This is a genomic window from Leptobacterium meishanense, from assembly GCF_037645805.1.
GTDB lineage: Bacteria > Bacteroidota > Bacteroidia > Flavobacteriales > Flavobacteriaceae > Leptobacterium_A > Leptobacterium_A meishanense.
The window spans coordinates 106,548-129,655 of sequence record NZ_JBBEXE010000003.1; the positions used below are offsets into that span (position 1 = coordinate 106,548).

Here is a 23,108-nt window from a genome sequence, read left to right on the forward strand (position 1 = left end):
AAAATCGCTTAAAAAAGTACATTTGTCCATCAACAATTAAAATGGATGCATCATGAACATACCAGCTGATTTAAAATATACCAAAGACCACGAATGGATAAGAATTGAAGGCGATGTGGCTACTGTTGGAATTACTGATTTTGCACAAAGCGAGTTAGGAGACATTGTCTATGTAGAAATAGAAACCGTTGGAGAAACGTTGGATAAAGATGAGGTTTTTGGTACCGTAGAGGCAGTAAAAACAGTGTCAGATCTGTTTCTTCCTTTAAGTGGAGAAATCACAGCATTTAATGAAGAACTAGAAGATGCCCCTGAAAAAGTAAATACAGCTCCTTATACAGACGGATGGATGGTAAAAATCAAAATAGCCAACACTTCTGAAATAGACAGCTTGTTAGATAGTGACGCCTATAAAGAATTGATAGGTGCGTAAAAAACACATCTATGGTACTTTTGCAGTAAGCTGGACTTTTTTAGTGGCCATACTTAGCTTATTTTCTCTTCCGGATACTATTTCAAATACAGAATTCATACCACACTCAGACAAAATAACACATATCATTTTTTATAATGTTATGACTCTAGCGTGGTTTTTTTATTTTAAAACAACTAAAACAAAATATAAACAAATAATAGCTATTAGCATCGCTGCTTTAATTTATGGCATAATAATTGAAATAATACAAGCTATACTTCCTTACGGAAGGACAGCGGAGTGGCTGGATGGAATAGCGAATGCCATAGGGGTAACTTTAGCAATTTTGTTGCTATATACGCTTCCTCTAAAAAGCAAGTCGTTAAAATAAAAGTTTTAGTTGCTTTTATTATAAATAAATATTTAAATTAGCAATCGTAAAAATTTGAATTATGGAACTCAAGAAAAACCCAAAAGCTGACCTTACCAAAAACAGTAGCTTGTACTTTGTTATAGGCCTTGCATTGGTTTTGGGGACTACATGGGCAGCATTGGAATGGAAGACTTATGAGAAAAACTCAGCATTTGATTATGCATTAAATGTGGATGACGAATTGGAAGAAGAAATCCCAATTACAGAACAATTAAAAACGCCGCCTCCACCTCCACCTCCGGCAGCACCCGAAGTTATTGAAGTAGTGGAAGATGAAGAAGAAGTGGAAGAAACAGTGATTGAATCTACAGAAACAAATCAAGAAGAAGAAATTGTGGAGGTAGAAGAAGTAGAAGTTATTGAAGAAGATTTAGATATAGATGTTCCTTTTGCAGTGATCGAGGATGTGCCGATTTTCCCCGGATGTGAAGGGCAACCAAAATCAAAACAAAGGGATTGTTTCCAGCAAAAAATGCAGGATCATATACGTAAAAACTTCAGGTATCCTGAGATAGCTCAGGAGATGGGGATACAAGGAAGGGTAAGTGTATTGTTTACCATAGATAAAGATGGAAGCATTACCAATATCAGGATGCGTGGTCCGGATAAGAACTTAGAGAAAGAAGCGATGCGGATTATTCAAAAACTCCCTAAAATGACGCCTGGAAAACAACGAGGTCGTGCGGTTCGTGTGCCGTTTAGTATCCCGATCAATTTTAAACTACAGTAAATAAATATAGTAATAGAAAATATCAAGAGGCGCTGAATTTTTCAGTGCCTTTTTCATTACTATAACTTCAATTTTAAGGACATGGTCAGTTTACAGATAAATGCTTTTAAAATCATTGCATAAAAGGCATTAGTGGTTTATCTTTGCACCACTTATATAAAAATGAATGAAGACCGCACTGGGTACCGCAGAAAAGTCATATACCTTACTTCCGGCACTGGAAGATTTTAAACAAATAACAAAAGTTGGCTTAGCAATTAGTGTGGTGTTTTCATCCATAGCAGGGTATCTGCTAGGTGCCGATACTATTCATATAAAAATATTAATACTGCTCAGCTTGGGCGGTTATTGTATGGTAGGGGCATCAAATGCCTACAATCAGATTATTGAGAAAGATCTGGATGCTTTAATGCAGCGCACAAAAAACAGACCCATCCCATCAGGTAGAATGACAGTTTCTTCTGCGTTTACAATAGCTACAGTATTAGCTATAGCCGGAATTATTGCATTATATATAGTGAATCCTAAAACAGCTATGTTTGGGGCTATTTCTATATTTTTATATGTAAGTGTTTATACACCTTTAAAAACCAAAACACCATTGGCTGTTTTTGTAGGGGCTTTTCCGGGGGCTATTCCTTTTATGCTGGGCTGGGTAGCAGCGACCAATGATTTTGGCATTGAACCCGGCACCCTTTTTATGATCCAGTTTTTTTGGCAATTCCCTCATTTTTGGGCTATTGGATGGTTGTTACATGAAGATTATAAAAAAGCCGGATTTAAAATGCTGCCTACCGGAAAAAAAGATAAAGCAACTACCATACAAATAATCATGTACACTATATGGATGATTATTATTTCCATATTTCCGGTTACAGGATTAACAGGAGCATTGCAATTATCGATAACAGCTGCTATAATTATTCTTCTACTAGGGATAGGGATGCTAGTGTTTGCCTTTAGGCTTTATAGAATGAGAGACAATAAATCGGCACGAAAGCTTATGTTGGCAAGCGTAAGCTATATTACTTTAATGCAACTCGTATATGTAGTTGATAAATTGATAGGATAGAAATGGATTTAACACAAGGAACTGTAGAACATAAAAATGCCCGTGCAAAGAAAATGATGCTCTGGTTTGGCATCATTAGTATGGCGATGATGTTTGCAGGTTTAACGAGTGCCTATGTGGTGAGTAAATCGCGACCCGATTGGCTAAAAGAATTTCAAATCCCACAAGCATTTTATATTAGTACTATTGCCATATTATTAAGTAGTATCACTATACACATGGCAAAAAGAGCTATAAAAAAAGAAGCTTCTAAAAATGGAACTTATTTTTTAACAGGGACATTATTGTTAGGAATAGCATTTATTTTTTTTCAATTCAAGGGATTTGGTCAAATCATAGCACAAGGATATTATTTTACCGGAAGCGAAAGCAGTATTACAACTTCTTTTTTATATGCAATTACATTGACGCACATTGTACATGTTTTCGCAGGGATTATAGTACTTACCACAATTTTTGTTAAACATCTGAAAGGGAGCTATAATCAAGGAAAAACATTGGGGTTGGAACTAGGGGTCACTTTTTGGCATTTCTTAGATTTCTTGTGGCTATACCTTATTTTATTTTTCTATTTCTTTAGATGAGAAAAAAACGTAAATTTGGACAAATTTTTTAAAACTGACTACACTATTTTATGGAAGCTACTGTAAACACTACAGAAACAAAAGGGAAAGTATGGGAAGGAGGAGGAACCCAACCTCTTAATGCCAGTTATGGTAAGATGATGATGTGGTTCTTCATTGTATCAGATGCCTTAACATTTTCAGGGTTTTTAGTATCCTATGGCTTTTCACGATTTAAATTTATTGAGTCTTGGCCTATAGCTGATGAAGTGTTTACGCACTTTCCATTTTTACATGGTGTGCCAGCTCCCATGTATTATGTGGCATTGATGACGTTTGTTCTTATTTTTTCATCAGTAACCATGGTATTGGCAGTAGATGCAGGGCATCACATGAAAAAAAATAAAGTGGCCTGGTATATGCTGCTCACCATTTTAGGAGGGGCTATATTTGTTGGCTCTCAGGCCTGGGAGTGGAAAAACTTTATAAAGGGCGAGTATGGTGCAATAGAAACAAAAGGAGGTAGGATATTACAATTTGTAGATTCCGAAACTGGAAAGCAAATAGCATTGCATGATTTTGCTACACTTAGCCACAAAGACCGTGTTCAGCATACCAGAAAGGACGGATTATGGTTCACAAATGAAGGCAGTCTGCCGACATATACAGTAGAGGAAGTGGTAAATGGGTTTAGCGCACACGAAAATGTATTGGTTCGTACTGAAATGCTTAATGAGGAAGGAGAAAAAACAATCCTTACCCGTGCAGAATCAGCTGAAAAATTAAAAAATGCCGTATTGGTAGTAGAAGGCGCAAACTTAGTAAGAAATGAATATGGAAACCGCTTGTTTGCAGATTTCTTTTTCTTTATTACCGGATTTCATGGATTTCACGTATTCTCGGGCGTAGTGATCAATATCATTATCTTTTTTAATGTAATACTGGGAACGTATGAACGTAGAGGTCATTATGAGATGGTAGAGAAAGTTGGGTTATACTGGCACTTTGTAGATTTAGTCTGGGTATTTGTATTTACCTTCTTCTATTTGGTATAATTGGAAATAAAAAGTTGAAATGGGACACGACACACATAAACTAGCAATTTTTAGAGGATTATTAAAGTTCAAATCCAACGAACAAAAAATATGGGGCGTATTGATATTTCTATCCATAGTAACCGTTATTGAAGTTGCTTTAGGAATACTTAAACCGGCATCTTTAATAGATAATTATTTTTTAGGGATGAAATTATTGAACTGGATATTTATTCTGCTTACCTTAGTGAAAGCGTATTACATAGCATGGGATTTTATGCATTTGCGTGATGAAAAAGGAAGCCTTAAGTGGTCTATTGTATTGCCTTTAGTTATCCTTATACCTTACCTTGCCTTCATACTTTTGGTAGAAGGGAACTATATATATGATATAATGCGGGAAGGCTTTGTAAGTTGGAATTTTTAATTTTCTTTAACGATATATAGAAAGACGGTTTCGACCGTCTTTTTTAATTTTGTATTAGGACAAAAGACACATGAAAAAAATCATAGTTCTTAGCATTTTATTTGTATTCCCTTTGGTAGCATATCTCTTTTTTGCTTCCGGAGTCAATAATTTTGCTAAACTTCCGGTATTAACCCAAGGGATTAATAACGTTGATGAACTTTCATCACTTTCAGGAGAGAAAATAAGTTTAGACAATAAAATTACCATTTTAGGTTTTTTTGGTAAGGATGTAGCAAATAAAAAAGGGAATGCATTCAATCTAAATCAAAAAATATACAAGCGCTTTTATGAATTTCATGACTTTCAGTTCGTAATTGTTCAACCTAAGGGAACAGAGCCCGAAATACAAGAATTAAAAAACGAACTACAACCTTTTACAGATACTAAAAACTGGAAATTTGTATTTGCAGAAGCGAGTAAAATTCAATCTATATTCAATAGCCTTCAATCCAATTTAACTCTGGAAGAGGATTTGAGCATACCCTATGTGTTTATTATTGATAAAGACAGAAATTTACGTGGCCGAAAAGGCGATGAAACAGTTTATGGTTTTGATGCTACTTCGGTGGCAGAAATAAATAATAAAATGGAAGATGATGTGAAAGTTATTTTAGCAGAGTACAGAATGGCCCTGAAGAAAAATAATGTATACAAAGAAAAATGAATATGAAGAAATACTCCTATATAGGGATATCGTTAGTAATTCTAGTTTTTGGTATTTGGGCAGTCCCAAAAATTGTATCAAAATTTACGAGCCCCGGACTTTCAAAAATTGGAAAAGTAAAACCTTTTAATTTCATAAACCAAAGAGGCGAAGGAATAACTAATGAAACCTATAGAGGGAAAGTATATGTAGTGGAATTTTTCTTTACTACGTGTCCTACTATCTGCCCGATTATGAATCGTAACATGGTTCAATTGCAAGATAAGTTTTATGGAAATCCTAATTTTGGTATTGCTTCTTTTAGCATAAACCCTAAGCATGATACTCCGGAAATATTAAATGAATATGCAGAAAGGTATAAAATAACACATCCCCATTGGCATTTGTTGACAGGAGACAAAGATGAAATATATAAATTGGCAAATGGAGGGTTCAATTTGTATGTTGATCAAAATGTAGAAGCAGAAGGTGGTTTTGAACATTCCGGATTATTTGCATTGATTGATAAAGAAGGCTATATACGCTCCAGAAATGATGCATATGGGAACCCTATTGTTTATTATGACGGACTTGAGCAGGAAGGAATCAATATGTTAAAAGAAGATATCGAAAAGTTGTTAAAAGAAGAATAGATGGCAGGTACACCCAAACTTGAGAAAAAATACAACAAATGGATTGTTATATTGTCTATTACAATTCCTTTAGCGGTAGCTGTCCTTTTTGGGATAAAAATCCCCAATGCGACGCCATTAAAATTTTTGCCACCTATTTATGCAACTATTAATGGAGCTACTGCATTTTTATTAGTTCTGGCATATATAGCCATCCATAATGGAAAAAAACAATTACATGAAAGATTAATGAAGTCATGTATTATATTATCAGTACTGTTTTTGTTAATGTATATTGCATATCATATGACTTCTGAGCCTACCACTTATGGAGGTTTTGGTATCATGAAATATGTATATTTTTTTGTTTTAATATCTCATATTATATTATCAATCGCGGTGATTCCTTTAGTACTTATAACGTATGTAAGAGCACTTTCCAAGCGTTTTGACAAACATAAAAAAATAGCGCGGGTTGCTTTTCCCATTTGGTTGTATGTAGCAATAACAGGTGTAATGGTTTATATAATGATAGCGCCTTATTATTAATAAAGAATATAATGAAACAAGAAAGGCTCAACATATATTTTCTGATATTGTTTTTTGGATTTCTTATGGTTCCACAATTGATAAATGCACAATGTGCTATGTGCAGGGCTGTTCTTGAAAGTGGAGAAGAGCAACAAATTGGTGAAGGTATTAATAATGGAATCATTTATTTAATGGCCATTCCATACATACTTATTGGAGCATTAGGATTTCTAATTTATAAAAAGCTAAAAAAATAAATTCCCCAAACTTTAACATTTTTTTTGCTTTTTTAATTGTAACAATTCTTTGTTGAATGAGTCTTACAAAATGTAATATCACAGTTAAGCGTGTGATGTTAAATAATAAAAATAGTATAACTAACCATCATGATAGAAATTAAAGAACTGCACAAATCCTATAAAATGGGGAAAAATTCCCTCCATGTTCTAAAAGGTATTGATTTTTCTGTAGAAGAGGGTGAATTGGTTGCTATTATGGGATCTTCAGGATCTGGTAAATCTACACTATTAAACATTCTGGGAATGCTGGATGAAGCCGATTCTGGCGAATATATATTAGATGGCATTCTGATAAAAAACCTAAACGAGACAAAAGCAGCAAAATACAGAAATAAATTTCTTGGATTTGTTTTTCAATCATTCAACCTCATCAATTATAAAACAGCATTAGAAAATGTAGCGTTGCCGTTATACTATCAACGCTTAGGTAGAAAAGAACGTCAAAAAAAGGCGATGCAATATCTAGAAAAAGTTGGCTTGGCAGAATGGGCCACGCATCACCCTAGTGAGCTTTCCGGAGGACAAAAACAGCGTGTAGCTATCGCAAGGGCACTAGCATCAGAACCAAAAGTGTTGTTAGCTGATGAGCCTACGGGAGCCTTGGACAGCAAAACATCTTATGAAGTAATGGACATTATTCAACAGATCAATGATGAAGGCAAGACCATTTTAATTGTAACACACGAAACGGATATTGCAAAGATGTGCAAGCGGATTGTCCATTTGAAAGATGGTGTAATAATGGAAGATAAAAAAGTAAAACAAGTAAGGGCCAAAGAACATGTTTAGTAGAGACCGTTGGCAAGAAATATTTGATAGTATCAGAAAAAATAAGCTGAGAGCATTTCTCTCAGGGTTTTCTGTAGCGTTGGGAATTTTCATTTTTGTAATTCTGTTTGGCTTTGGAAATGGGCTAAAGAACCAATTTGATGAGTTTTTCATGGACGATGCTACCAACACATTTTTCATATTTGCAGGCAGGACATCTAAACCATACAAAGGATACAAAGCAGATCGGCGGATTGAATTCAGGAATGATGATTTAGAGGATATTGAAAAGAATTTTCCCCTATTTCTTGAATATATCACTCCGAGAATATCCAGAAGTGCATTGGTAAAATATGAAAATGAATCTAACAACTACACAACCAGAGCCGTAGGCCCAGCACACCAGTACAATGAGAAGACGATTATGATGAAAGGCCGTTATCTCAATGAAGATGATATCATTAATAAAACAAAATATGCCGTGATAGGCCGATTGGTGGAGAAAGATCTTTTTGGTGATGGCAATGGCATGGGACAGTATATTGATATAGGAGGAAGTGTTTATAAAGTAATCGGAGTATTTCAAGATGATGGGGGCGATAATGAAGAGCGACTTATTTATATCCCATACACCACGAGACAACTAGTAGAGAAAAACACCGATAAAATAGACCAGATTATATTAGCATTTAAACCTGAGATAGGCTATGCAGGAGCTATGGCTTTTGAAAGTAGTTTGATGAAATTTTTAAAAAATAAACACAACATATCCCCTGATGACCAAAGGGCTATTTTTATACGGAATATAGCAACCAACCTTCAGCAGAACCAACAATTTGCAGGAGTATTGCAACTTATTGTAACATTTGTTGGTTTCGGGACACTTATAGCAGGCATTATAGGGATTAGCAATATTATGGTATATACAGTAAAAGAACGTACAAAAGAATTAGGTATCCGAAAAGCATTAGGAGCAACCCCAAGATCTGTAATAGGGATGATCATGCAAGAATCTGTTTTTATTACTACCATAGCAGGGTATATAGGGTTGTTTATAGGGGTATTAATTTTAAGCTCTCTTGGAGATACCCTTCAAAAATATTTCATAAAAGACCCCTATATAAATACAGGTACAGCCATTTTTGCAACAATTATACTTGTTATTTTTGGTGCAATAGCAGGATACATTCCGGCGAAAAGAGCTGCCAAAATAAAACCAATAGTAGCACTAAGAGACGAATAAGTATGCGATTTATTTTTGATAGAGACACATGGCAAGAAATATTTGGTTCTATTCGGAAGAATAAGTTGAGGACCATCATAACCGTTATTGGTGTACTATGGGGAATTTTCATCTACATAGCCCTTTCCGGCTCTGCAAAAGGTCTGGACAATGGTTTTGAACGCCAATTTGAAAATGTGGCCATGAACAGTATGTTTGCATGGGCGCAACGGACCAGTATCCCATATGCAGGGTTTAAAACGGGGAGAAGTTTACAATTAAAATTGAACGATGCCCGTATATTACAAGAAAGGATCCCCGAAATACAATACATTGCCCCTCGAAATACGAAAGGAGCTTTTGGTGGTAGCGGCGCGAATATTGTAAGAGGCCAAAAAACAGGAAGCTACAACATCTATGGAGACTTTCCCGTATATACCAAAATAGCAACCAAAAAAATATATGAAGGGGGGCGTTTTATAAATGATGCTGATATAGAACATGCCAGAAAAGTATGTGTTATTGGGGAACGTACTGAAAAAGAACTTTTCGAGAAAGATGAAGACCCTATCGGAAAATACATCCGTATAGACGATGTTTACTTTCAAGTTATCGGAGTTCATAAATTTATTCCGGGAGGGGGTTTTGAATCAGATAGTGATATCTTTATTCCTTTCTCTACCTATAGAAAATTATATAACACCGGGGAAAATGTACAGTGGTTTTCTATTGCTGCATATGCTGATGTGGATGTTATACAGGTAGAAAAAGATATAAAAGCCACCTTAAAAAGTATTCACAAAGTGCATCCAGATGACGAAAGAGCTTTTGGTTCTTTCAATTTAGGGGAAATGTTTGAACGGATTATGGGCTTTTCAAAAGGAATGACCTTTCTATCACTCGTAGTAGGGATAGCTACTATTATAGCAGGAGTTATTGGTATTGGGAATATTTTGCTAATTTCTGTAAAAGAACGTACCAAAGAATTGGGCATAAGAAGGGCATTGGGCGCCACACCCAGAGAAGTAAAAGGCCAAATCATATTAGAATCTGTTTTTTTAACGATCATAGCAGGAATTATTGGAATTGTTTTAGGGGCATTGGTACTTGCAGCAATTAATGCAATGACACAAGGACAAAGTGATTTTCCATATACCAATCCCACAGTTCCCATTCCTTATGTAGTAGGCTCTTTATTTATAATGATTGCATTAGGGATACTAATAGGAATGATCCCTGCCCAACGTGCTGTGAGTATTAAACCAATTGACGCATTAAGAGAAGAATAAACTAAACAACTATAAAACAAAAATTAAGAAAATGAAAATTTTAAAATACATTGGAATTGCCGTTCTGGTACTTGGCGTATTGTTTGCTGCTGCTTACTTTGTAAAGACCAATAGTAAGTCTATAGTAGAATATGATACAGAAACCCCATTTATAACCAGTATAGAAGAAAAAACAGTAGCCACAGGGAAAGTAGTTCCAGAAGACGAAGTAAATATAAAACCTCAAATATCCGGGATTATAGAAAAAATATACCTTAAAGAAGGTGAAAAAGTAAAAGCAGGAGAGCTTATTGCAAAAGTAAAAGTAGTTCCTAATGAGCAGGCACTTAATAGTGCCATAGGAAGAGTGAAAAATGCACAAATAAGCCTCAACAATATAAAAATTGAATACAATAGGAATAAAACATTATTTGATAGAGGTGTTGTTTCCAGTCAAGATTTTAATACCATCCAACTGCAATACGATCAGGCAAAACAAGAATTGACAAATGCCCAAAACGACTTGCAGATCATTCGCGAAGGATCGGCAGCAGGATCTTCTGTAGCCAATACCAATATTAGAGCAACAGTATCAGGAACTGTTTTAGAAATTCCCGTTAAAGAAGGAGATCAGGTAATACAAAGTAACAACTTTAATGACGGTACCACCATTGCTACTATTGCAGACCTGAGTATTATGATTTTTGAAGGGAAGGTAGACGAAGCAGAAGTAGGAAAACTACAAATAGGGACTCCGTTAAAAGTAAGTTTAGGTGCTATCCAGGATAAAGAATTTGATGCGAGTTTGCGTTTTATAGCCCCAAAAGGAAATGAAGAACAAGGAGCGGTACAATTTAAGATAGAAGGAAATGTCCAATTAAATGACAGTGTATATATCCGTGCAGGATATAGTGCCAATGCCTCTATTGTTCTAGAAAAGAAAGATAGTGTTCTTGCCATAAAAGAAGCATTGCTTCAGTTTGACAAAGAAACAGATAAGCCCTATGTAGAAGTGGCAGTAGGAGAGCAAAAATTTGAAAGAAGAGATATAGAAGTAGGAATTTCTGATGGTATTAATGTAGAAATAGTTTCCGGACTTACTGAAGAAGATAAAGTAAAGGTGTGGAACAAAACAGAACCAAACAAGAAAAAAGAAGATACTAACAACAGTAACTAATTTCGTTACCAAAAAAGAAGCACCAACCTCATGAAGGCAAAAATCATAACAATTATCATCATATTAATAAGCATTAGTATACACAGTCAGGATAAGAAATGGACATTAAAAGAGTGTGTGCTATATGCTTTAGAAAATAATATTACGATAAAGCAATCGGAGCTTGATCTTGAAAATGCAGAAGTAGATAAGAGAGATGCAATAGGGAACTTTATCCCTTCTTTAAATGGAAGCTCTACACTTTCTGCGAGTACAGGTTTATCTCAAAACCCAACGACCGGAATTTTAGAAAATGCCACACAAACAACAATTTCTGCAGGGTTGAATTCAGGAGTGACCTTATTTGATGGACTTCGTAACTTTAAACAATTGACCCGTGCAAAACTTTCAAAATTGGCAGCCCAATATCAGTTGGATAATATTAAAGATGACATTTCATTGGCAGTAGCCAATGGCTATCTTCAAATTTTGTTCAACAGAGAAAATTTGGCGGTTGCACAAGCACAATATGCAGTAACCGAGCAGGATTTAAAAAGAACAAGAGAATTGGTCAATTCTGGAGTTGTGCCAAGAGGGGACCTATTAGAAATTGAAGCTACTGCAGCCAATCAGGAACAGCAAATAGTTAATGCTGAAAATGCTTTACGGCTTTCCAGAATTGCATTAGCACAATTACTATTGATCAATGACTATGAAAATTTCGATATTGTAGATGAAAACTTTATTATCCCTACCACCACCGTTTTAGAAAATTCCCCTAAAGAAATTTTTGCAAAGGCCCTTACCTTTAGAAACGATATCAAACTTTCTGAAACCAATGTAGATTTAGCAAAAAAAGACCTAGAAATCGCGAGAGGGGCATCATATCCTACTTTATCAGCATTTTTCAATTACAACACACGATATACAGATGCGATTAGCGGAGTGGATATCATTGAACAGTTTTATACATTTGATGGAATTTCATACGGATTGCAATTAAATGTACCCATATTCAACGGTTTCCGAACCAGTAATAGCATCAAAAGGAATAAAATTGCATATCAGCGGTCACAGTTTCAATTAGAACAAACCAAGTTGGACTTGGAAAATATTATTAATCAAGCTTGGAATGATACCAGGGGATCTTTAAAAGCCTATGAAGCCGCAGAAAAAACACTTACTGCCAGAAAAGAAGCGTTTAATTATGCAAGAGAACGTTTCAATGTAGGGTTGATGAATTCGTTTGACTTTAGCCAGGCGCAATCTCGTGTAGAAAATGCAGAAGCAGATGTAATCCGGACCAAGTACGATTATATTTTTAAGCTCAAAGTGCTCGAATTCTATTTTGGTATTCCGATAGATCAGTTAAACTAGAGTATATTTGCAGTCACATGGCTGTAATACTAAACTTAGAGACATCTTCTACAAACTGTTCCGTAAGCATATCTGAAAAGGGACAAATTATTGTACTGAAAGAAGAAGATACTGTCGGTTATTCACACTCAGAGAACTTACATAAATTTATAAAAGAAGCCTTGACCGAGGCTTCTTTGTCATTTAATCACCTAGACGCCATTGCGGTTAGTAAAGGCCCTGGCTCTTACACAGGGCTTAGGATAGGGGTCTCTGCCGCAAAAGGGTTGTGCTTTGCACTAGATAAACCATTGATAGCTGTTTCAACCCTAAAAGCATTGAGCATGCAATTACAAATAGATAAGGGCTTTATTGTACCTATGTTAGATGCTCGAAGAATGGAAGTATATGCTGCAGTTTTTGATGCCGGTCATAAAAAAGTCCGTGAAACAAAAGCTGAGATTATTGAAGAAGCATCTTTTCACAAGTTTTTAAATCAGGACAAAGTATATTTTATAGGAAGTGGTGCTGAAAAATGCAAACCACTTATACAACATCCAAATGCCATGTTTACTGATGAAAAGTTTGTTCCTTCTGCAAAGGAAATGGCAACTCTTGCTTTTCAAAAATACCAAAAAGGGGACTTTGAAGACGTAGCCTATTTTGAACCGTATTACCTAAAAGATTTTATTCCGGGGAGTAAATTATGATCAATTTTTGTTATAAATTAATTAAATATAGATGTCTATGATAAGTGAATTTTGGGATAGAGTAATAATTGATGTAGTTCTTTTGGGAATTGTAAGTGTCATATTAGGAAAGTGGGTGAATTATAAATTTGAAAAGAAACTGAAGGATCATGAACCTTTAACGGCTGAGCAAGTATTAAGAAGAGAAAATTATTTAAATTCGAAAAGAGAAGTTTTTTTTGAGGTGATAATTTTAATTAGCCGAAACTTAGCATCAACAAAATGGAGTGGCCCAGGGGCTCCTGAAAAAAGAATCCCTTACATGGACACACCAAATGAAGTAGAAATTAATTCTTGTTATGCAAAGTTGAATTTATATGTTGATGACAATAAAATTTTGAAAAAATATCCCTTTTTTTTCTCTGGAAAACCAACACCTGTTGATATTGCTGAGTATATAGGTTTATTAAGAAAAGACTTAGGGTATGGAGATAGTATAATTACTTCAAATGAGTATAATTATATTTTTAATAGTAGATAAAGAATTAAATATTTACTTTAATTAATAGAGTTAACCCCAAAGCAATAATAGCAGGAACTGCCTGCACATAAAACAGCTTTATTTTTTGGGTTGAAAAAGCTCCAAAAACCCCAGCGATAATAACACAAGAAAGAAAAAACAATTTTAAATAAAAAGAGAAAACCTCATTGCTTTCCACCAACGACCAAATGAGTCCGGCAGCCAAAAAACCATTGTAAAGCCCTTGATTGGCAGCCAATACTTTAGTGCTATTAGCATAATCTTTTTTCAGACCAAAGGCTTTCATGCCATAGGGCTTGTCCCACAAAAACATTTCCAGGATTAAAAAATAAAGATGTTCTAAGGCTACAATGCTTACAAAAATAAGTGCTAGTATTTTCATGTATGGTTTAATCCATTAACTTGAGTGCCTCTGATACTTCGGTGACAGGCAATTTACAACTGTTATTTACACAAACATACATAAATGTTTTATTAGTAGTGTATCGATCTCTCAACAATGACATTTTAGAAGGTTTTGTGCTTCCTGCTATGATTTTGTTAGGAAGATAATATTGATTCAGACAGTCAATTTTATCTTTTGCATTTTCACCCACTACAGCAACTTCGTAGAATGGGTTTGTAAAATCTAGCATCAGGTTCATCCAGTTGGCATAACTGGATCCGTAACTCAAAAATTCTCCTCTGATAGGATGAAGCATTTGTTCGGCAGTTTCCTTATATTTTTTGTTATCATAATAATGTGAAAGTTTGAATAATACTTTCCCCATAATGGAATTGGATGCAGGGATCACATTATCTGCCTTTTCGATTCCCCGTACCACAATAATATCATCTTCATTAGAAGTGAAGTAAAATAATTTAGAGGTATCATCAAAAAAATGGTCAAAACAATAATTCACGAAACTTTTTGAGGTGTGTAGCCATGTATCATCTAAAGTAACCTCATAAAGCGCAATATACGCATCGGCTAATGTGGCATAATCTTCTAAGTACCCATTGATAGTACTTTTTCCCTTTTTGTAATTGTGGTTGAGGCCGCCATCTTCCCTAAGCTGTTTTTGTAGCAGAAAATGGGCATTTTTAATGGCAATGTCCAAATAGTGGTCGTCCCCAAATATTTTATAAGCATCTACATATGCTTTTAGCATTAAAGCGTTCCAAGAGGTCAATGATTTATCATCCAACCGGGGCTGGGAGCGTTTTTCACGTTCTTTAAAAAGGACCTTTTTGCTTTTTTCAATAATTTGACGAAGCCTTTCAGGGGTTGTTTGATGTTTTTTTGCCAATTCCTCGTCCGTTTGGTCCCGTATCAATACATAGTTATTATGTTCCCAATACCCATAGTCATTAATATTGTAGTAGTTACTAAAAACTTCATAATCATCTTTGATCAGCTTCTGTAGGGTTTCTTTATTCCATACATAAAAAGCACCCTCTTCCAGTTCGTTTTTTTCATTGTAGCTATCGGCATCCAAAGAAGAATAAAAAGCAAATTCACCGCTCATAAGCTCACGCTCTACAAAAGCAAGGGTTTCAATAACCACTTTTTTATACAGCTCATTTTTAGTCGCAGCATAGGCATTGCTGTAGAGGCTTACCAACTGCGCATTGTCGTACAACATCTTTTCAAAGTGAGGGACATGCCATTTTTTATCTACAGCATAACGTGCAAAACCACCTCCAATGTGATCATATACACCACCATAAGCAATTTTAGTAAGTGTGGTCTCTACGTATGCTAAAAGTGCAGCATCTTTCTGGGCAGTAGCATGGCGTAACAAAAACTGGAGGTTTACAGGCATCATGAATTTTGGAACCCGGGTAATACCACCATTTTTGTAATCGAAGTATTTTGACCAGTTTTCTACAGCTGTTTTTAGTTCTGAATTGGAAAATCCTGTTTTTTCTGCAGGTGGAATGACCGCATGAAGCCCTTCGATCCCTTTTTGAAGGTTATCTGCATAGGTAATCACTTTTTCAGGGGACTCTTTGTAAATAAGGGAAAGTTGTTTTAAGGAATTCATCCAATCTTCTTTCGGGAAATAAGTACCTCCCCAAAAAGGCCGCCCATCGGGCATAGCCACTACATTTAAGGGCCACCCACCACCATTGGTCATCAATTGAACGGCATCCATGTATATTTGGTCAACATCAGGCCGTTCTTCTCGGTCTACTTTAACATTGATAAAGTACTCATTCATGAGTTTTGCCACTTCTTCATCTTCAAAACTTTCTTTTTCCATCACATGGCACCAATGACAGGCGGCATAACCAATACTGATAAGAAGGGGTTTATTTTCACTTTTTGCTTTATGAAGGGCTTCTTCCCCCCAAGGCAACCAATCTACCGGATTGTATGCATGTTGTAATAAATATGGACTGGTTTCGTGGATAAGGGAGTTCGTGAATTCAGGCTTCATTTCTTGTGATTTATTTATGCAGCTACTAAAGAATATTGCAATAATAATATGAAAAAACACCTTCTTCATATTGAATTCGTTATTATACAGGAATGTAGTTTATCCGTTGACAGCTACTACCTCATTTACTTTATCATGCAGCATATTTTTGAGCATGGTTTCAATCCCGTTCTTTAAGGTAAAGGTAGAAGACGGGCAACCACTACATGCACCTTGGAGGATCACTTTAACGGTTTTGCTTTCCTCATCATATGATTCAAATAAGATATTCCCACCATCACTGGCTACAGCAGGTTTTACATACTCATCCAAGATACTAATAATCTCTTTGGATGTATCATCAAAATCTTCGGTATTTTTTTTAGCTGTTTCACGCTTACCGGTTGTTTTTGAAACACTGTTTTCAGAAACAATCTCATTGCCTTCGGTTATATGGTTTCTGATGAACTCACGAAGTTCCATGGTAATATCATTCCAATCCGCAATATCATATTTAGCAACAGCGATATAATTTTCATCAATAAAAACTTCTTTCACAAACGGAAAATTAAATAATGCCTGGGCTAAAGGAGCTTCTTTGGCTTCATCAATATTTTTAAATTCATGAGGGGAAGGTATCAGCAGCCTATTTGCTACAAACTTCATGACAGCAGGGTTTGGGGTGCTTTCGGCATAAATAGTAACAGCTGTTTTTTTTGTGGTATCAGGAGCTTCATTTACAAGTGGTTGCCCACTATTTAAGTAGTTTTCAATTTGTTCAGCCACTTCATTTTGGACATCTTCCCAAGTTACAATATCATAGCGTTCTATAGCAATAAAATTCCCTGAAATCAATACGGTCTTCACAAAAGGTAAATAAAACAGTTGTTGTGCTAGCGGGGCGTTTTTTGCATCATCTATATTGTTAAACTCATAGCTTTTATGATTAACGAGAAAAGTATCAGCCTGAAATTTGATGATAGCCGGATTGTTTGTGGGTTGTATTTTTATAGTAATTCTCTCCATTTTCGCAATTTTTTTACAAAAATAGAAAAACAAAGGCAAGATTATTAATATATTTGAAGTTATAAGAGGTATGATACAATAAATAACCTCATATAATTGCCCCCAAATTACCAATGAGAAAACAAGCTGTCGTTATTATACTCTTTATTATTGGACATTGTGCACCTGCACAAGAGGGACTTCCTGTATACTTTGATTATTTATCGGACAACTATTACCTTATTCACCCTGCAATGGCGGGAGTAGGGCAAGGCGGTAAGGTTCGGGCCACTGCCAGAAAACAATGGTTTGATGTAGAACAGGCACCTGTTTTACAGACACTGAACGCACATGTTCGGTTAGGGTATAGGAGCGGTATAGGTGTTATTTTATTTAATGATGAAAATGGGTTCCATTCACAAACAGGAGGAAAGATCACCTATGCACATCATATTCTTTTATCAAGAAACATAGTTGATATCAACCAATTATCTTTCGGAATATCGGCGGGCGTATTACAAAGCCGTTTGGATGAACGTGATTTTGTATCTCCCATTCCTGATCCCATTATCACCGGAGCAGAGACAAGCGTTAGTTATTTTAATGTAGATTTTGGGATGTCCTATAACTTTCTGGAATTCTATGCACACTTTACAGTTCATAATGCATTGGGAACGGGAAGGGATTTATATACGGCTCAAGAATTCGACAATCTTAGAAGGTATATACTATCTGTAGGGTATCTTTTTGGAGGAGGTAATAACGGATGGTGGTATGAACCTTCTCTTCTTTTTCAGGCAACGGAGTTTACCAATGAAAAAACTATTGATGTTAATGCAAAAGTATATAAAGATGTTGGCTTTGGGAGGTTATGGGGAGGACTTTCATACCGAAGAAGTTTTGATGGTGCGCAACCTGTTGCAGGAGGGAGTTTTTCCGATCAAAAATTACAACTTATCACTCCGATATTGGGCGTAGATTATAAGAACTTTGTGTTTGCATATACGTATTCTTATCAAACAGGGGATATCCGGATTGATAATGGCGGATTTCATCAACTTACATTGGGCTATAATTTCTTAGGAGCAGGAAAACGGCCGTATGATTGTACATGTCCAGCGGTGAATTACTAGAGGAGCGTTTTTAAAATAAAAATAGAAGTCATTTCGAATCCCGACAACTATTGAGATCCGAAATGACTTTTTTTGAGCATTTTTATTTATTGCCAGATATAGTCTTTTTTAGAAGCTTGGCTTTTTAATGCTTTTATCATAGCATTTTCCAACCCCTTGGATGTTACATTCTTTTTCTCTTCAGCAATATATTTCTTCCTTTTAGCATTCAAGGCTTGTATCTCTTTTTGGATATTAGAACGCTCACCGGCTTTCTGTGCTACATATTTTTTGATTTCATAAGTAGATTTTTCTTTTAACGGTTCTGGCAAATCCTTTTTTTCCAGATCATCATAACTGAAATCTTTCTCTGCGGCAGCATCTACTAGATCCCATGTGGTGTTTTTATATAGCCCGGAGCTTTTACTCACAGTTCTTTTTAATTGTACCTCTTCATTTACAGAAGCTGCATTGGCATCTTGTGTAGCTTGTATTTTCATTTTTTCATACCCTCTATTTCCATAAGGAATGTAAGTGTTGTTTAGTTTGATGTTGAGTTGTAAAATTAAATCATCATAAGGAGTAACAATTTGTACAATTTCTTCATTGTGGTCAATCGACATGTAATCACCGTCGGTCAATATTGCCCCATTTTTCCATTCTCCATTAATTCCTAAATTGTGGTTTCCACAAAAAATGGTGTTCACCACTACATCTTTTTCTTTAGCATTTGCAGTTGCATTTCTATAATCTACAGTTCCTTGTGTAAAAGGCTCGTTCCCCGCAATAAAAATTAATTTTAAATCATCTGGATTGTCTCCCCATTCAAGTTGATTTAATGATGTTTGGATAACATGTCCGCAAAATTCACTTCCGCCATTTGTGGTTAGTGAGAAAAGCTTTTCAGAAATATCATCAAGGTCATTGGTAAAACCAATCACTTGCCGGATATATCCTTCTTGAGAAGATAAATTATCATTTCCGTATTCATATAAAGCGATTTCTAGATTGGGGGCCTGTCCTTTGTGGCGGGCATACGACAGTTCATTGATAATGTCCCACAACTTTGCTTTTGCTTGGTTGATCAATCCGTCCATACTATTGCTGGTGTCAAGCAGTAAAGCAACTTTGATATATTTCTTTTTTGGCTTTTCAAAATTTTCAAATGAGGCCGCTTCATTTTTTGAAACAATATCAAATCCTGAGGTGATAGTATAACATAGAGTTAGTGCGACTATGCTAATGAGTGTTTTTAATGCTTTCATGATGTAGTGTTTTTTATGTTAATGGTATAAAAGTAGCTCCGAGTTTTTTTGAAAAAAATCTAGAATGAGGGAATGATACTTTTCTATTAGGGAAACAGACCTTTTAATGAGTAATGTAGAAAAAAGGAACAATAAAATCTATGATTTAGAGAAAGTATAAGTTTTACGTGTTTTCTAATATCATAGAAAGTACGTAAGTTTAACCATAATTATTGAATTACCTCGGTTTTGAAAAAAGGAGTTTACATAGCATTTTTATTTATTCCTTTTTGGGTGTTTTCCCAAGAGGCAAGCCCTGTTTCAAATAAATCGGGGGTAAGAGAACCTTCTCAGGAGGCACACAAACAATTCATAGATTCAGCCAATTTTTATAAAAAGAAAGACATCGCACAAAGCATTGGCTTTATAGAAAAATCATTGACGGTACTGGGCCGGCAAAAAAATAGCCCTAAAACAGCTGTTTCATACACAACCTTAGGAGATATTTATACCTATTGGAAACAATATGATTTGGCTATTGCCAATTATGAAATTGCACTACATGAGCAATCAGCACCTGAAATAAAAATAAAATTAGGGAATGCTTATTATTTGAATAAACAAAATAAGAAGAGCCTCGCTATCTATCAAGAACTGATAAACGATAACAGCTTATCGGCATATCAAAGCGTATTACTGTATGAAGGTTTGGGAGATGTCTATAGAAGTGAGAACGATATTGGTAAGGCTATTAGTAATTATGAACAAGCCCTTAGAATAGCGCAGGATAATTTGATAACTCCAAAAACAATTGATCTTAACTCAAAGTTAGCAGCTGCTTATGCAAAACGGAACGACTTAGATCAAGCACAAAACTTATATGATAATTCACTCCAGTTAGCAAGCAAACAAAACCCAAGACGTGCTATTGAAGAAAAGGAGCGTGTGGCTGATTTTTATAAAAATAGAAATTTATATGATAAAGAAATAGCTATACGGCAGTCGGCATTAGAAGATGCTAAAAAGTTAAAAAGAGAAACAGCTCCTGCCCCTGCAAGTGTTTCTCCGGAAGAAGATACCATTACGCCACAACGTATAAACTATAAAATAGCAGGGGCTTATATAGCACAAAACAAATATGAAGAGGCCATTCCTTATCTGGAAGAAAGTATCGCTGAAGCAGATGATGAAGAAGATTTGGTAGTTCAAAAAGATGCTACCAGGCAACTCTCTGAAATATATAGGACAGTAGGAAATTATGATAAAGCTTTAGCAAGTTATCAAAATTATGTTCAGTTGGTAGATGAATTATATATCAAGAAAGAAGAAGAAATAACAAAAGCTTCCCAGTTTAGCCGGAATGTTGCATTGAATCAAAACCGGATAGCCAGTTTAGAAAAGGACAGGGAACTTTCAGAAAGCAAATACGAATTAGCAATAAAAGAACGTGCTTTAATTTCAGAAAGCAACAAACGGCAACAATTCATTATTTATGCACTTATTTTAGGGTTATTATTGTTATTATCGGTCATCATACTGTTTTACAGAAGTAACCGGCAACAAAAACTTACTAATAACCTGCTTTCATTAAAGTCGTTGCGTTCTCAGATGAATCCGCACTTTATTTTTAATGCGCTCAATTCAGTAAATAACTTTATTGCAAAAAATGATGAGCGTAGTGCCAACAGGTACCTAAGTGAATTTTCTGCCTTGATGCGATCGGTTTTAGAAAATTCCGAAGAAGATTTTATCCCTTTAGCTAAAGAGATAGAACTGTTAAAACTCTATACCAAGCTGGAACATTCCCGTTTTATGGATAAGTTTGATTATGATATTCAAATTGATGCAAATGTTGCTATTGCATCATTTCAAATCCCTCCTATGTTGTTACAACCTTATATAGAAAATGCTATATGGCATGGTTTACGATATAAAGAAAGTAAAGGAAATCTAAAAATACACTTTTCGCAGTCAAACCCTGAAGAAATAAGAGTAATCATTGAAGATGACGGTATTGGAAGAAAAAAATCAACTGAATTAAAAACAAAAAACCAAAAAAAACAACAATCAAAAGGAATGGGGAATATCAAAAAACGGATAGCCATTTTAAATGATATGTATAAAAATAAAGTGTCGGTTAGGATAGAAGATGTTTTTGAGGATGGGACTGGTACCAGAGTAATTCTGACATTAAGAAAATAGTAGATGAACTTAAATGCCATTATCGTAGAAGACGAAGCAGTGAGTAGGGAAATACTGGGCAATTATATTGCCAAATACTGCCCAAATGTAACCGTACTTGGAGAAGCCTCAAACATTGAAGAAGCACTGGTATTGATTAGGAACAATGATCTTGATTTGGTTTTTCTGGATGTAGAAATGCCTTTCGGGAATGCTTTTGATCTGCTAGACAAAGTGGGCGACCGTACTTTTGAAACCATTTTTGTAACGGCCTATGACCATTATGCAAAAGATGCGCTCAACAACCATGCTTCTTATTATTTAATGAAACCAATTTCTATTGATGAACTCATTAAAGCAGTAGATTATGTAGTGGAGATAAAACAAAAGGAAAATACCCTTCAAGAAAAGATAGCAGTACCCAAAACAGATAGCGTAAACGGAAAGATAACAATCCCTCAGCTAGATGGTTTTGAAGTACTTCAGGTAACGGATATTTTCTTTTGCAAGGCAGATGACAATTATACCGAAATATACCTTGAAAAGCAGAAGTTGGTAGTTAGCAAAACTCTCAAATATTTTGAAGAAGCATTACAGAGGTTCCCTTTCGTCCGAATTCACAAATCCTATTTGGTCAACGTAAATAAAATCATAAAATATAAAAAAGGAAAAGGAGGGAGTGTAGTTTTGACCAATGGAAAAGAACTGTCTGTTTCATCTGCCAAAAAAGGAACATTACTGTCTTATTTTGAATAAAAGCTTTTGACCTTCTAAACCCTTATACGTCTAAACTAATAAACCTCAAAAAAACAAATGATCATAAAAAAGATAAATGGAAAAGCCCCCCGATTTGGAGAAGACTGTTTTATTGCAGAAAACGCTGTAGTGGTAGGAGATGTAGTAATGGGCAACCAGTGCAGTATATGGTTCAATGCTGTAGTCCGGGGCGATGTCCATTCTATAAAAATAGGCGACAAAGTAAATATACAAGATGGTGCGGTAGTCCATTGTACCTATCAAAAATCACCTACCAATATTGGGAACAATGTCTCCGTAGGGCATAATGCTATTGTTCATGGTTGCACAATCCACGACAATGTACTTATTGGGATGGGGAGCATTATTATGGATGACTGTGTGGTAGAAAGTAACAGTATTATTGCTGCCGGTGCCGTAGTCACCCAAAATACGAGAGTGGAAGCAGGGAGCATTTATGCTGGGGTTCCAGCCAAAAAAGTAAAAGACATAAGCCAGGAACTTATTTCGGGAGAGATTGACCGGATTGCAAATAATTACATAAAGTATTCAGGCTGGTTTAAGGAAGAAAAAGAACAATAACCCGT

The 23,108-nt window shown here is 35.4% G+C and carries 26 protein-coding genes; 22 read left to right on the forward strand and 4 right to left on the reverse strand.

Annotated elements, in window-relative coordinates; genetic code table 11:
- Positions 1-52: 52 nt before the first annotated feature.
- The 18 genes from gcvH to WBG21_RS04715 all read left to right on the forward strand — a co-directional run bounded on the left by gcvH (position 53) and on the right by WBG21_RS04715 (position 13,821).
- Positions 53-433 carry a glycine cleavage system protein GcvH gene (gene gcvH, locus WBG21_RS04630; RefSeq protein ID WP_340075296.1) on the forward strand — a complete coding sequence of 127 codons (381 nt, stop codon included), beginning with the start codon at positions 53-55 and terminating at the stop codon, positions 431-433.
- Positions 426-806: a VanZ family protein gene (locus WBG21_RS04635; RefSeq protein ID WP_340075298.1), complete on the forward strand. Its 381-nt coding sequence runs from the start codon at positions 426-428 to the stop codon at positions 804-806. The genes gcvH and WBG21_RS04635 overlap by 8 nt, the downstream gene beginning before the upstream one ends.
- A 61-nt stretch (positions 807-867) precedes the next feature.
- On the forward strand, positions 868-1,578 hold the full coding sequence (locus WBG21_RS04640) for an energy transducer TonB (RefSeq protein ID WP_340075300.1): 711 nt from the start codon (positions 868-870) through the stop codon (positions 1,576-1,578).
- Positions 1,579-1,744: 166 nt separating this feature from the next.
- Positions 1,745-2,650 carry a heme o synthase gene (cyoE, locus tag WBG21_RS04645; RefSeq protein ID WP_340075302.1) on the forward strand — a complete coding sequence of 302 codons (906 nt, stop codon included), beginning with the start codon at positions 1,745-1,747 and terminating at the stop codon, positions 2,648-2,650.
- 2 nt (positions 2,651-2,652) lie between these two features.
- The gene (locus WBG21_RS04650; RefSeq protein ID WP_340075304.1) at positions 2,653-3,234 is read left to right on the forward strand and encodes a cytochrome c oxidase subunit 3; all 582 of its coding nucleotides are present in this window, start codon (positions 2,653-2,655) and stop codon (positions 3,232-3,234) included.
- A gap of 50 nt (positions 3,235-3,284) precedes the next feature.
- Complete coding sequence (locus tag WBG21_RS04655) at positions 3,285-4,268, forward strand: cytochrome c oxidase subunit 3 (protein ID WP_340075306.1); 984 nt, start codon at positions 3,285-3,287, stop codon at positions 4,266-4,268.
- A gap of 19 nt (positions 4,269-4,287) precedes the next feature.
- Positions 4,288-4,674: a cytochrome C oxidase subunit IV family protein gene (locus WBG21_RS04660; RefSeq protein ID WP_340075308.1), complete on the forward strand. Its 387-nt coding sequence runs from the start codon at positions 4,288-4,290 to the stop codon at positions 4,672-4,674.
- A gap of 70 nt (positions 4,675-4,744) precedes the next feature.
- Entirely contained in the window at positions 4,745-5,380 is a 636-nt protein-coding gene (locus WBG21_RS04665; protein WP_340075310.1) for a hypothetical protein, read from the forward strand.
- Between the two features lie 2 nt (positions 5,381-5,382).
- Entirely contained in the window at positions 5,383-6,012 is a 630-nt protein-coding gene (locus tag WBG21_RS04670; RefSeq protein ID WP_340075312.1) for an SCO family protein, read from the forward strand.
- Positions 6,013-6,540 (forward strand): DUF420 domain-containing protein, encoded by a 528-nt coding sequence (locus WBG21_RS04675; RefSeq protein ID WP_340075314.1) that lies wholly within the window; start codon positions 6,013-6,015, stop codon positions 6,538-6,540.
- An 11-nt stretch (positions 6,541-6,551) separates the two neighbouring features.
- Positions 6,552-6,779, forward strand: coding sequence for a hypothetical protein (locus WBG21_RS04680; protein WP_340075316.1), 228 nt, complete (start codon positions 6,552-6,554; stop codon positions 6,777-6,779).
- Between the two features lie 129 nt (positions 6,780-6,908).
- The gene (locus WBG21_RS04685; protein WP_340075318.1) at positions 6,909-7,610 is read left to right on the forward strand and encodes an ABC transporter ATP-binding protein; all 702 of its coding nucleotides are present in this window, start codon (positions 6,909-6,911) and stop codon (positions 7,608-7,610) included.
- Positions 7,603-8,832, forward strand: a complete 1,230-nt coding sequence (locus tag WBG21_RS04690; protein ID WP_340075320.1) for an ABC transporter permease — start codon at positions 7,603-7,605, stop codon at positions 8,830-8,832. The genes WBG21_RS04685 and WBG21_RS04690 overlap by 8 nt, the downstream gene beginning before the upstream one ends.
- A 2-nt stretch (positions 8,833-8,834) precedes the next feature.
- Entirely contained in the window at positions 8,835-10,100 is a 1,266-nt protein-coding gene (locus WBG21_RS04695; RefSeq protein ID WP_340075322.1) for an ABC transporter permease, read from the forward strand.
- Between the two features lie 31 nt (positions 10,101-10,131).
- Positions 10,132-11,256: an efflux RND transporter periplasmic adaptor subunit gene (locus WBG21_RS04700; RefSeq protein ID WP_340075324.1), complete on the forward strand. Its 1,125-nt coding sequence runs from the start codon at positions 10,132-10,134 to the stop codon at positions 11,254-11,256.
- Positions 11,257-11,286: 30 nt separating this feature from the next.
- Positions 11,287-12,612 carry a TolC family protein gene (locus WBG21_RS04705; protein WP_340075326.1) on the forward strand — a complete coding sequence of 442 codons (1,326 nt, stop codon included), beginning with the start codon at positions 11,287-11,289 and terminating at the stop codon, positions 12,610-12,612.
- Positions 12,613-12,629: 17 nt separating this feature from the next.
- Positions 12,630-13,301, forward strand: a complete 672-nt coding sequence (gene tsaB / locus WBG21_RS04710) for a tRNA (adenosine(37)-N6)-threonylcarbamoyltransferase complex dimerization subunit type 1 TsaB (protein ID WP_340075328.1) — start codon at positions 12,630-12,632, stop codon at positions 13,299-13,301.
- A gap of 37 nt (positions 13,302-13,338) precedes the next feature.
- The gene (locus WBG21_RS04715) at positions 13,339-13,821 is read left to right on the forward strand and encodes a hypothetical protein (protein ID WP_340075330.1); all 483 of its coding nucleotides are present in this window, start codon (positions 13,339-13,341) and stop codon (positions 13,819-13,821) included.
- A gap of 4 nt (positions 13,822-13,825) precedes the next feature.
- On the opposite strand, the gene WBG21_RS04720 is transcribed toward WBG21_RS04715, so the two are convergent.
- The 3 genes from WBG21_RS04720 to WBG21_RS04730 form a co-directional block, all read right to left on the reverse strand.
- Positions 13,826-14,203, reverse strand: a complete 378-nt coding sequence (locus WBG21_RS04720) for a DUF1304 domain-containing protein (protein ID WP_340075332.1) — start codon at positions 14,201-14,203, stop codon at positions 13,826-13,828.
- A gap of 7 nt (positions 14,204-14,210) precedes the next feature.
- Positions 14,211-16,244: a thioredoxin domain-containing protein gene (locus WBG21_RS04725; RefSeq protein ID WP_340075334.1), complete on the reverse strand. Its 2,034-nt coding sequence runs from the start codon at positions 16,242-16,244 to the stop codon at positions 14,211-14,213.
- A gap of 99 nt (positions 16,245-16,343) precedes the next feature.
- On the reverse strand, positions 16,344-17,249 hold the full coding sequence (locus tag WBG21_RS04730; protein WP_340075336.1) for a NifU family protein: 906 nt from the start codon (positions 17,247-17,249) through the stop codon (positions 16,344-16,346).
- A 113-nt stretch (positions 17,250-17,362) separates the two neighbouring features.
- On the opposite strand from WBG21_RS04730, the gene WBG21_RS04735 reads away from it, so the two are divergent.
- Positions 17,363-18,361, forward strand: a complete 999-nt coding sequence (locus tag WBG21_RS04735; protein WP_340075338.1) for a PorP/SprF family type IX secretion system membrane protein — start codon at positions 17,363-17,365, stop codon at positions 18,359-18,361.
- Positions 18,362-18,447: 86 nt separating this feature from the next.
- Here WBG21_RS04735 and WBG21_RS04740 read toward each other — a convergent pair whose 3' ends face one another.
- Positions 18,448-19,605: a vWA domain-containing protein gene (locus WBG21_RS04740; RefSeq protein WP_340075340.1), complete on the reverse strand. Its 1,158-nt coding sequence runs from the start codon at positions 19,603-19,605 to the stop codon at positions 18,448-18,450.
- A 228-nt stretch (positions 19,606-19,833) separates the two neighbouring features.
- Between WBG21_RS04740 and WBG21_RS04745 the strand changes: the two genes are divergently transcribed.
- The 3 genes from WBG21_RS04745 to WBG21_RS04755 are packed head-to-tail and all read left to right on the forward strand — an operon-like array spanning position 19,834 to position 23,103.
- Positions 19,834-21,786 (forward strand): histidine kinase, encoded by a 1,953-nt coding sequence (locus WBG21_RS04745; protein WP_340075342.1) that lies wholly within the window; start codon positions 19,834-19,836, stop codon positions 21,784-21,786.
- Positions 21,787-21,789: 3 nt separating this feature from the next.
- On the forward strand, positions 21,790-22,521 hold the full coding sequence (locus tag WBG21_RS04750) for a LytR/AlgR family response regulator transcription factor (RefSeq protein WP_340075344.1): 732 nt from the start codon (positions 21,790-21,792) through the stop codon (positions 22,519-22,521).
- A 57-nt stretch (positions 22,522-22,578) separates the two neighbouring features.
- The gene (locus WBG21_RS04755) at positions 22,579-23,103 is read left to right on the forward strand and encodes a gamma carbonic anhydrase family protein (RefSeq protein ID WP_340075346.1); all 525 of its coding nucleotides are present in this window, start codon (positions 22,579-22,581) and stop codon (positions 23,101-23,103) included.
- Positions 23,104-23,108: the final 5 nt, after the last annotated feature.

What these genes read in the sequence shown, in the direction of transcription:
- WBG21_RS04655 (WP_340075306.1), top strand. Translation starts at nt 3,285, where the DNA reads ATGGAAGCTACTGTAAACACTACAGAAACAAAAGGGAAAGTATGGGAA.
- WBG21_RS04750 (WP_340075344.1), top strand. Translation starts at nt 21,790, where the DNA reads ATGAACTTAAATGCCATTATCGTAGAAGACGAAGCAGTGAGTAGGGAA.
- WBG21_RS04705 (WP_340075326.1), top strand. Translation starts at nt 11,287, where the DNA reads ATGAAGGCAAAAATCATAACAATTATCATCATATTAATAAGCATTAGT.
- WBG21_RS04695 (WP_340075322.1), top strand. Translation starts at nt 8,835, where the DNA reads ATGCGATTTATTTTTGATAGAGACACATGGCAAGAAATATTTGGTTCT.
- WBG21_RS04685 (WP_340075318.1), top strand. Translation starts at nt 6,909, where the DNA reads ATGATAGAAATTAAAGAACTGCACAAATCCTATAAAATGGGGAAAAAT.
- WBG21_RS04735 (WP_340075338.1), top strand. Translation starts at nt 17,363, where the DNA reads ATGAGAAAACAAGCTGTCGTTATTATACTCTTTATTATTGGACATTGT.
- WBG21_RS04650 (WP_340075304.1), top strand. Translation starts at nt 2,653, where the DNA reads ATGGATTTAACACAAGGAACTGTAGAACATAAAAATGCCCGTGCAAAG.
- WBG21_RS04700 (WP_340075324.1), top strand. Translation starts at nt 10,132, where the DNA reads ATGAAAATTTTAAAATACATTGGAATTGCCGTTCTGGTACTTGGCGTA.
- tsaB (WP_340075328.1), top strand. Translation starts at nt 12,630, where the DNA reads ATGGCTGTAATACTAAACTTAGAGACATCTTCTACAAACTGTTCCGTA.
- cyoE (WP_340075302.1), top strand. Translation starts at nt 1,745, where the DNA reads ATGAAGACCGCACTGGGTACCGCAGAAAAGTCATATACCTTACTTCCG.
- WBG21_RS04665 (WP_340075310.1), top strand. Translation starts at nt 4,745, where the DNA reads ATGAAAAAAATCATAGTTCTTAGCATTTTATTTGTATTCCCTTTGGTA.
- WBG21_RS04740 (WP_340075340.1), bottom strand. Translation starts at nt 19,605, where the DNA reads ATGAAAGCATTAAAAACACTCATTAGCATAGTCGCACTAACTCTATGT.
- WBG21_RS04670 (WP_340075312.1), top strand. Translation starts at nt 5,383, where the DNA reads ATGAAGAAATACTCCTATATAGGGATATCGTTAGTAATTCTAGTTTTT.
- WBG21_RS04660 (WP_340075308.1), top strand. Translation starts at nt 4,288, where the DNA reads ATGGGACACGACACACATAAACTAGCAATTTTTAGAGGATTATTAAAG.
- WBG21_RS04690 (WP_340075320.1), top strand. Translation starts at nt 7,603, where the DNA reads ATGTTTAGTAGAGACCGTTGGCAAGAAATATTTGATAGTATCAGAAAA.
- WBG21_RS04640 (WP_340075300.1), top strand. Translation starts at nt 868, where the DNA reads ATGGAACTCAAGAAAAACCCAAAAGCTGACCTTACCAAAAACAGTAGC.
- WBG21_RS04755 (WP_340075346.1), top strand. Translation starts at nt 22,579, where the DNA reads ATGATCATAAAAAAGATAAATGGAAAAGCCCCCCGATTTGGAGAAGAC.
- WBG21_RS04720 (WP_340075332.1), bottom strand. Translation starts at nt 14,203, where the DNA reads ATGAAAATACTAGCACTTATTTTTGTAAGCATTGTAGCCTTAGAACAT.
- WBG21_RS04675 (WP_340075314.1), top strand. Translation starts at nt 6,013, where the DNA reads ATGGCAGGTACACCCAAACTTGAGAAAAAATACAACAAATGGATTGTT.
- WBG21_RS04725 (WP_340075334.1), bottom strand. Translation starts at nt 16,244, where the DNA reads ATGAAGCCTGAATTCACGAACTCCCTTATCCACGAAACCAGTCCATAT.
- gcvH (WP_340075296.1), top strand. Translation starts at nt 53, where the DNA reads ATGAACATACCAGCTGATTTAAAATATACCAAAGACCACGAATGGATA.
- WBG21_RS04680 (WP_340075316.1), top strand. Translation starts at nt 6,552, where the DNA reads ATGAAACAAGAAAGGCTCAACATATATTTTCTGATATTGTTTTTTGGA.
- WBG21_RS04730 (WP_340075336.1), bottom strand. Translation starts at nt 17,249, where the DNA reads ATGGAGAGAATTACTATAAAAATACAACCCACAAACAATCCGGCTATC.
- WBG21_RS04715 (WP_340075330.1), top strand. Translation starts at nt 13,339, where the DNA reads ATGATAAGTGAATTTTGGGATAGAGTAATAATTGATGTAGTTCTTTTG.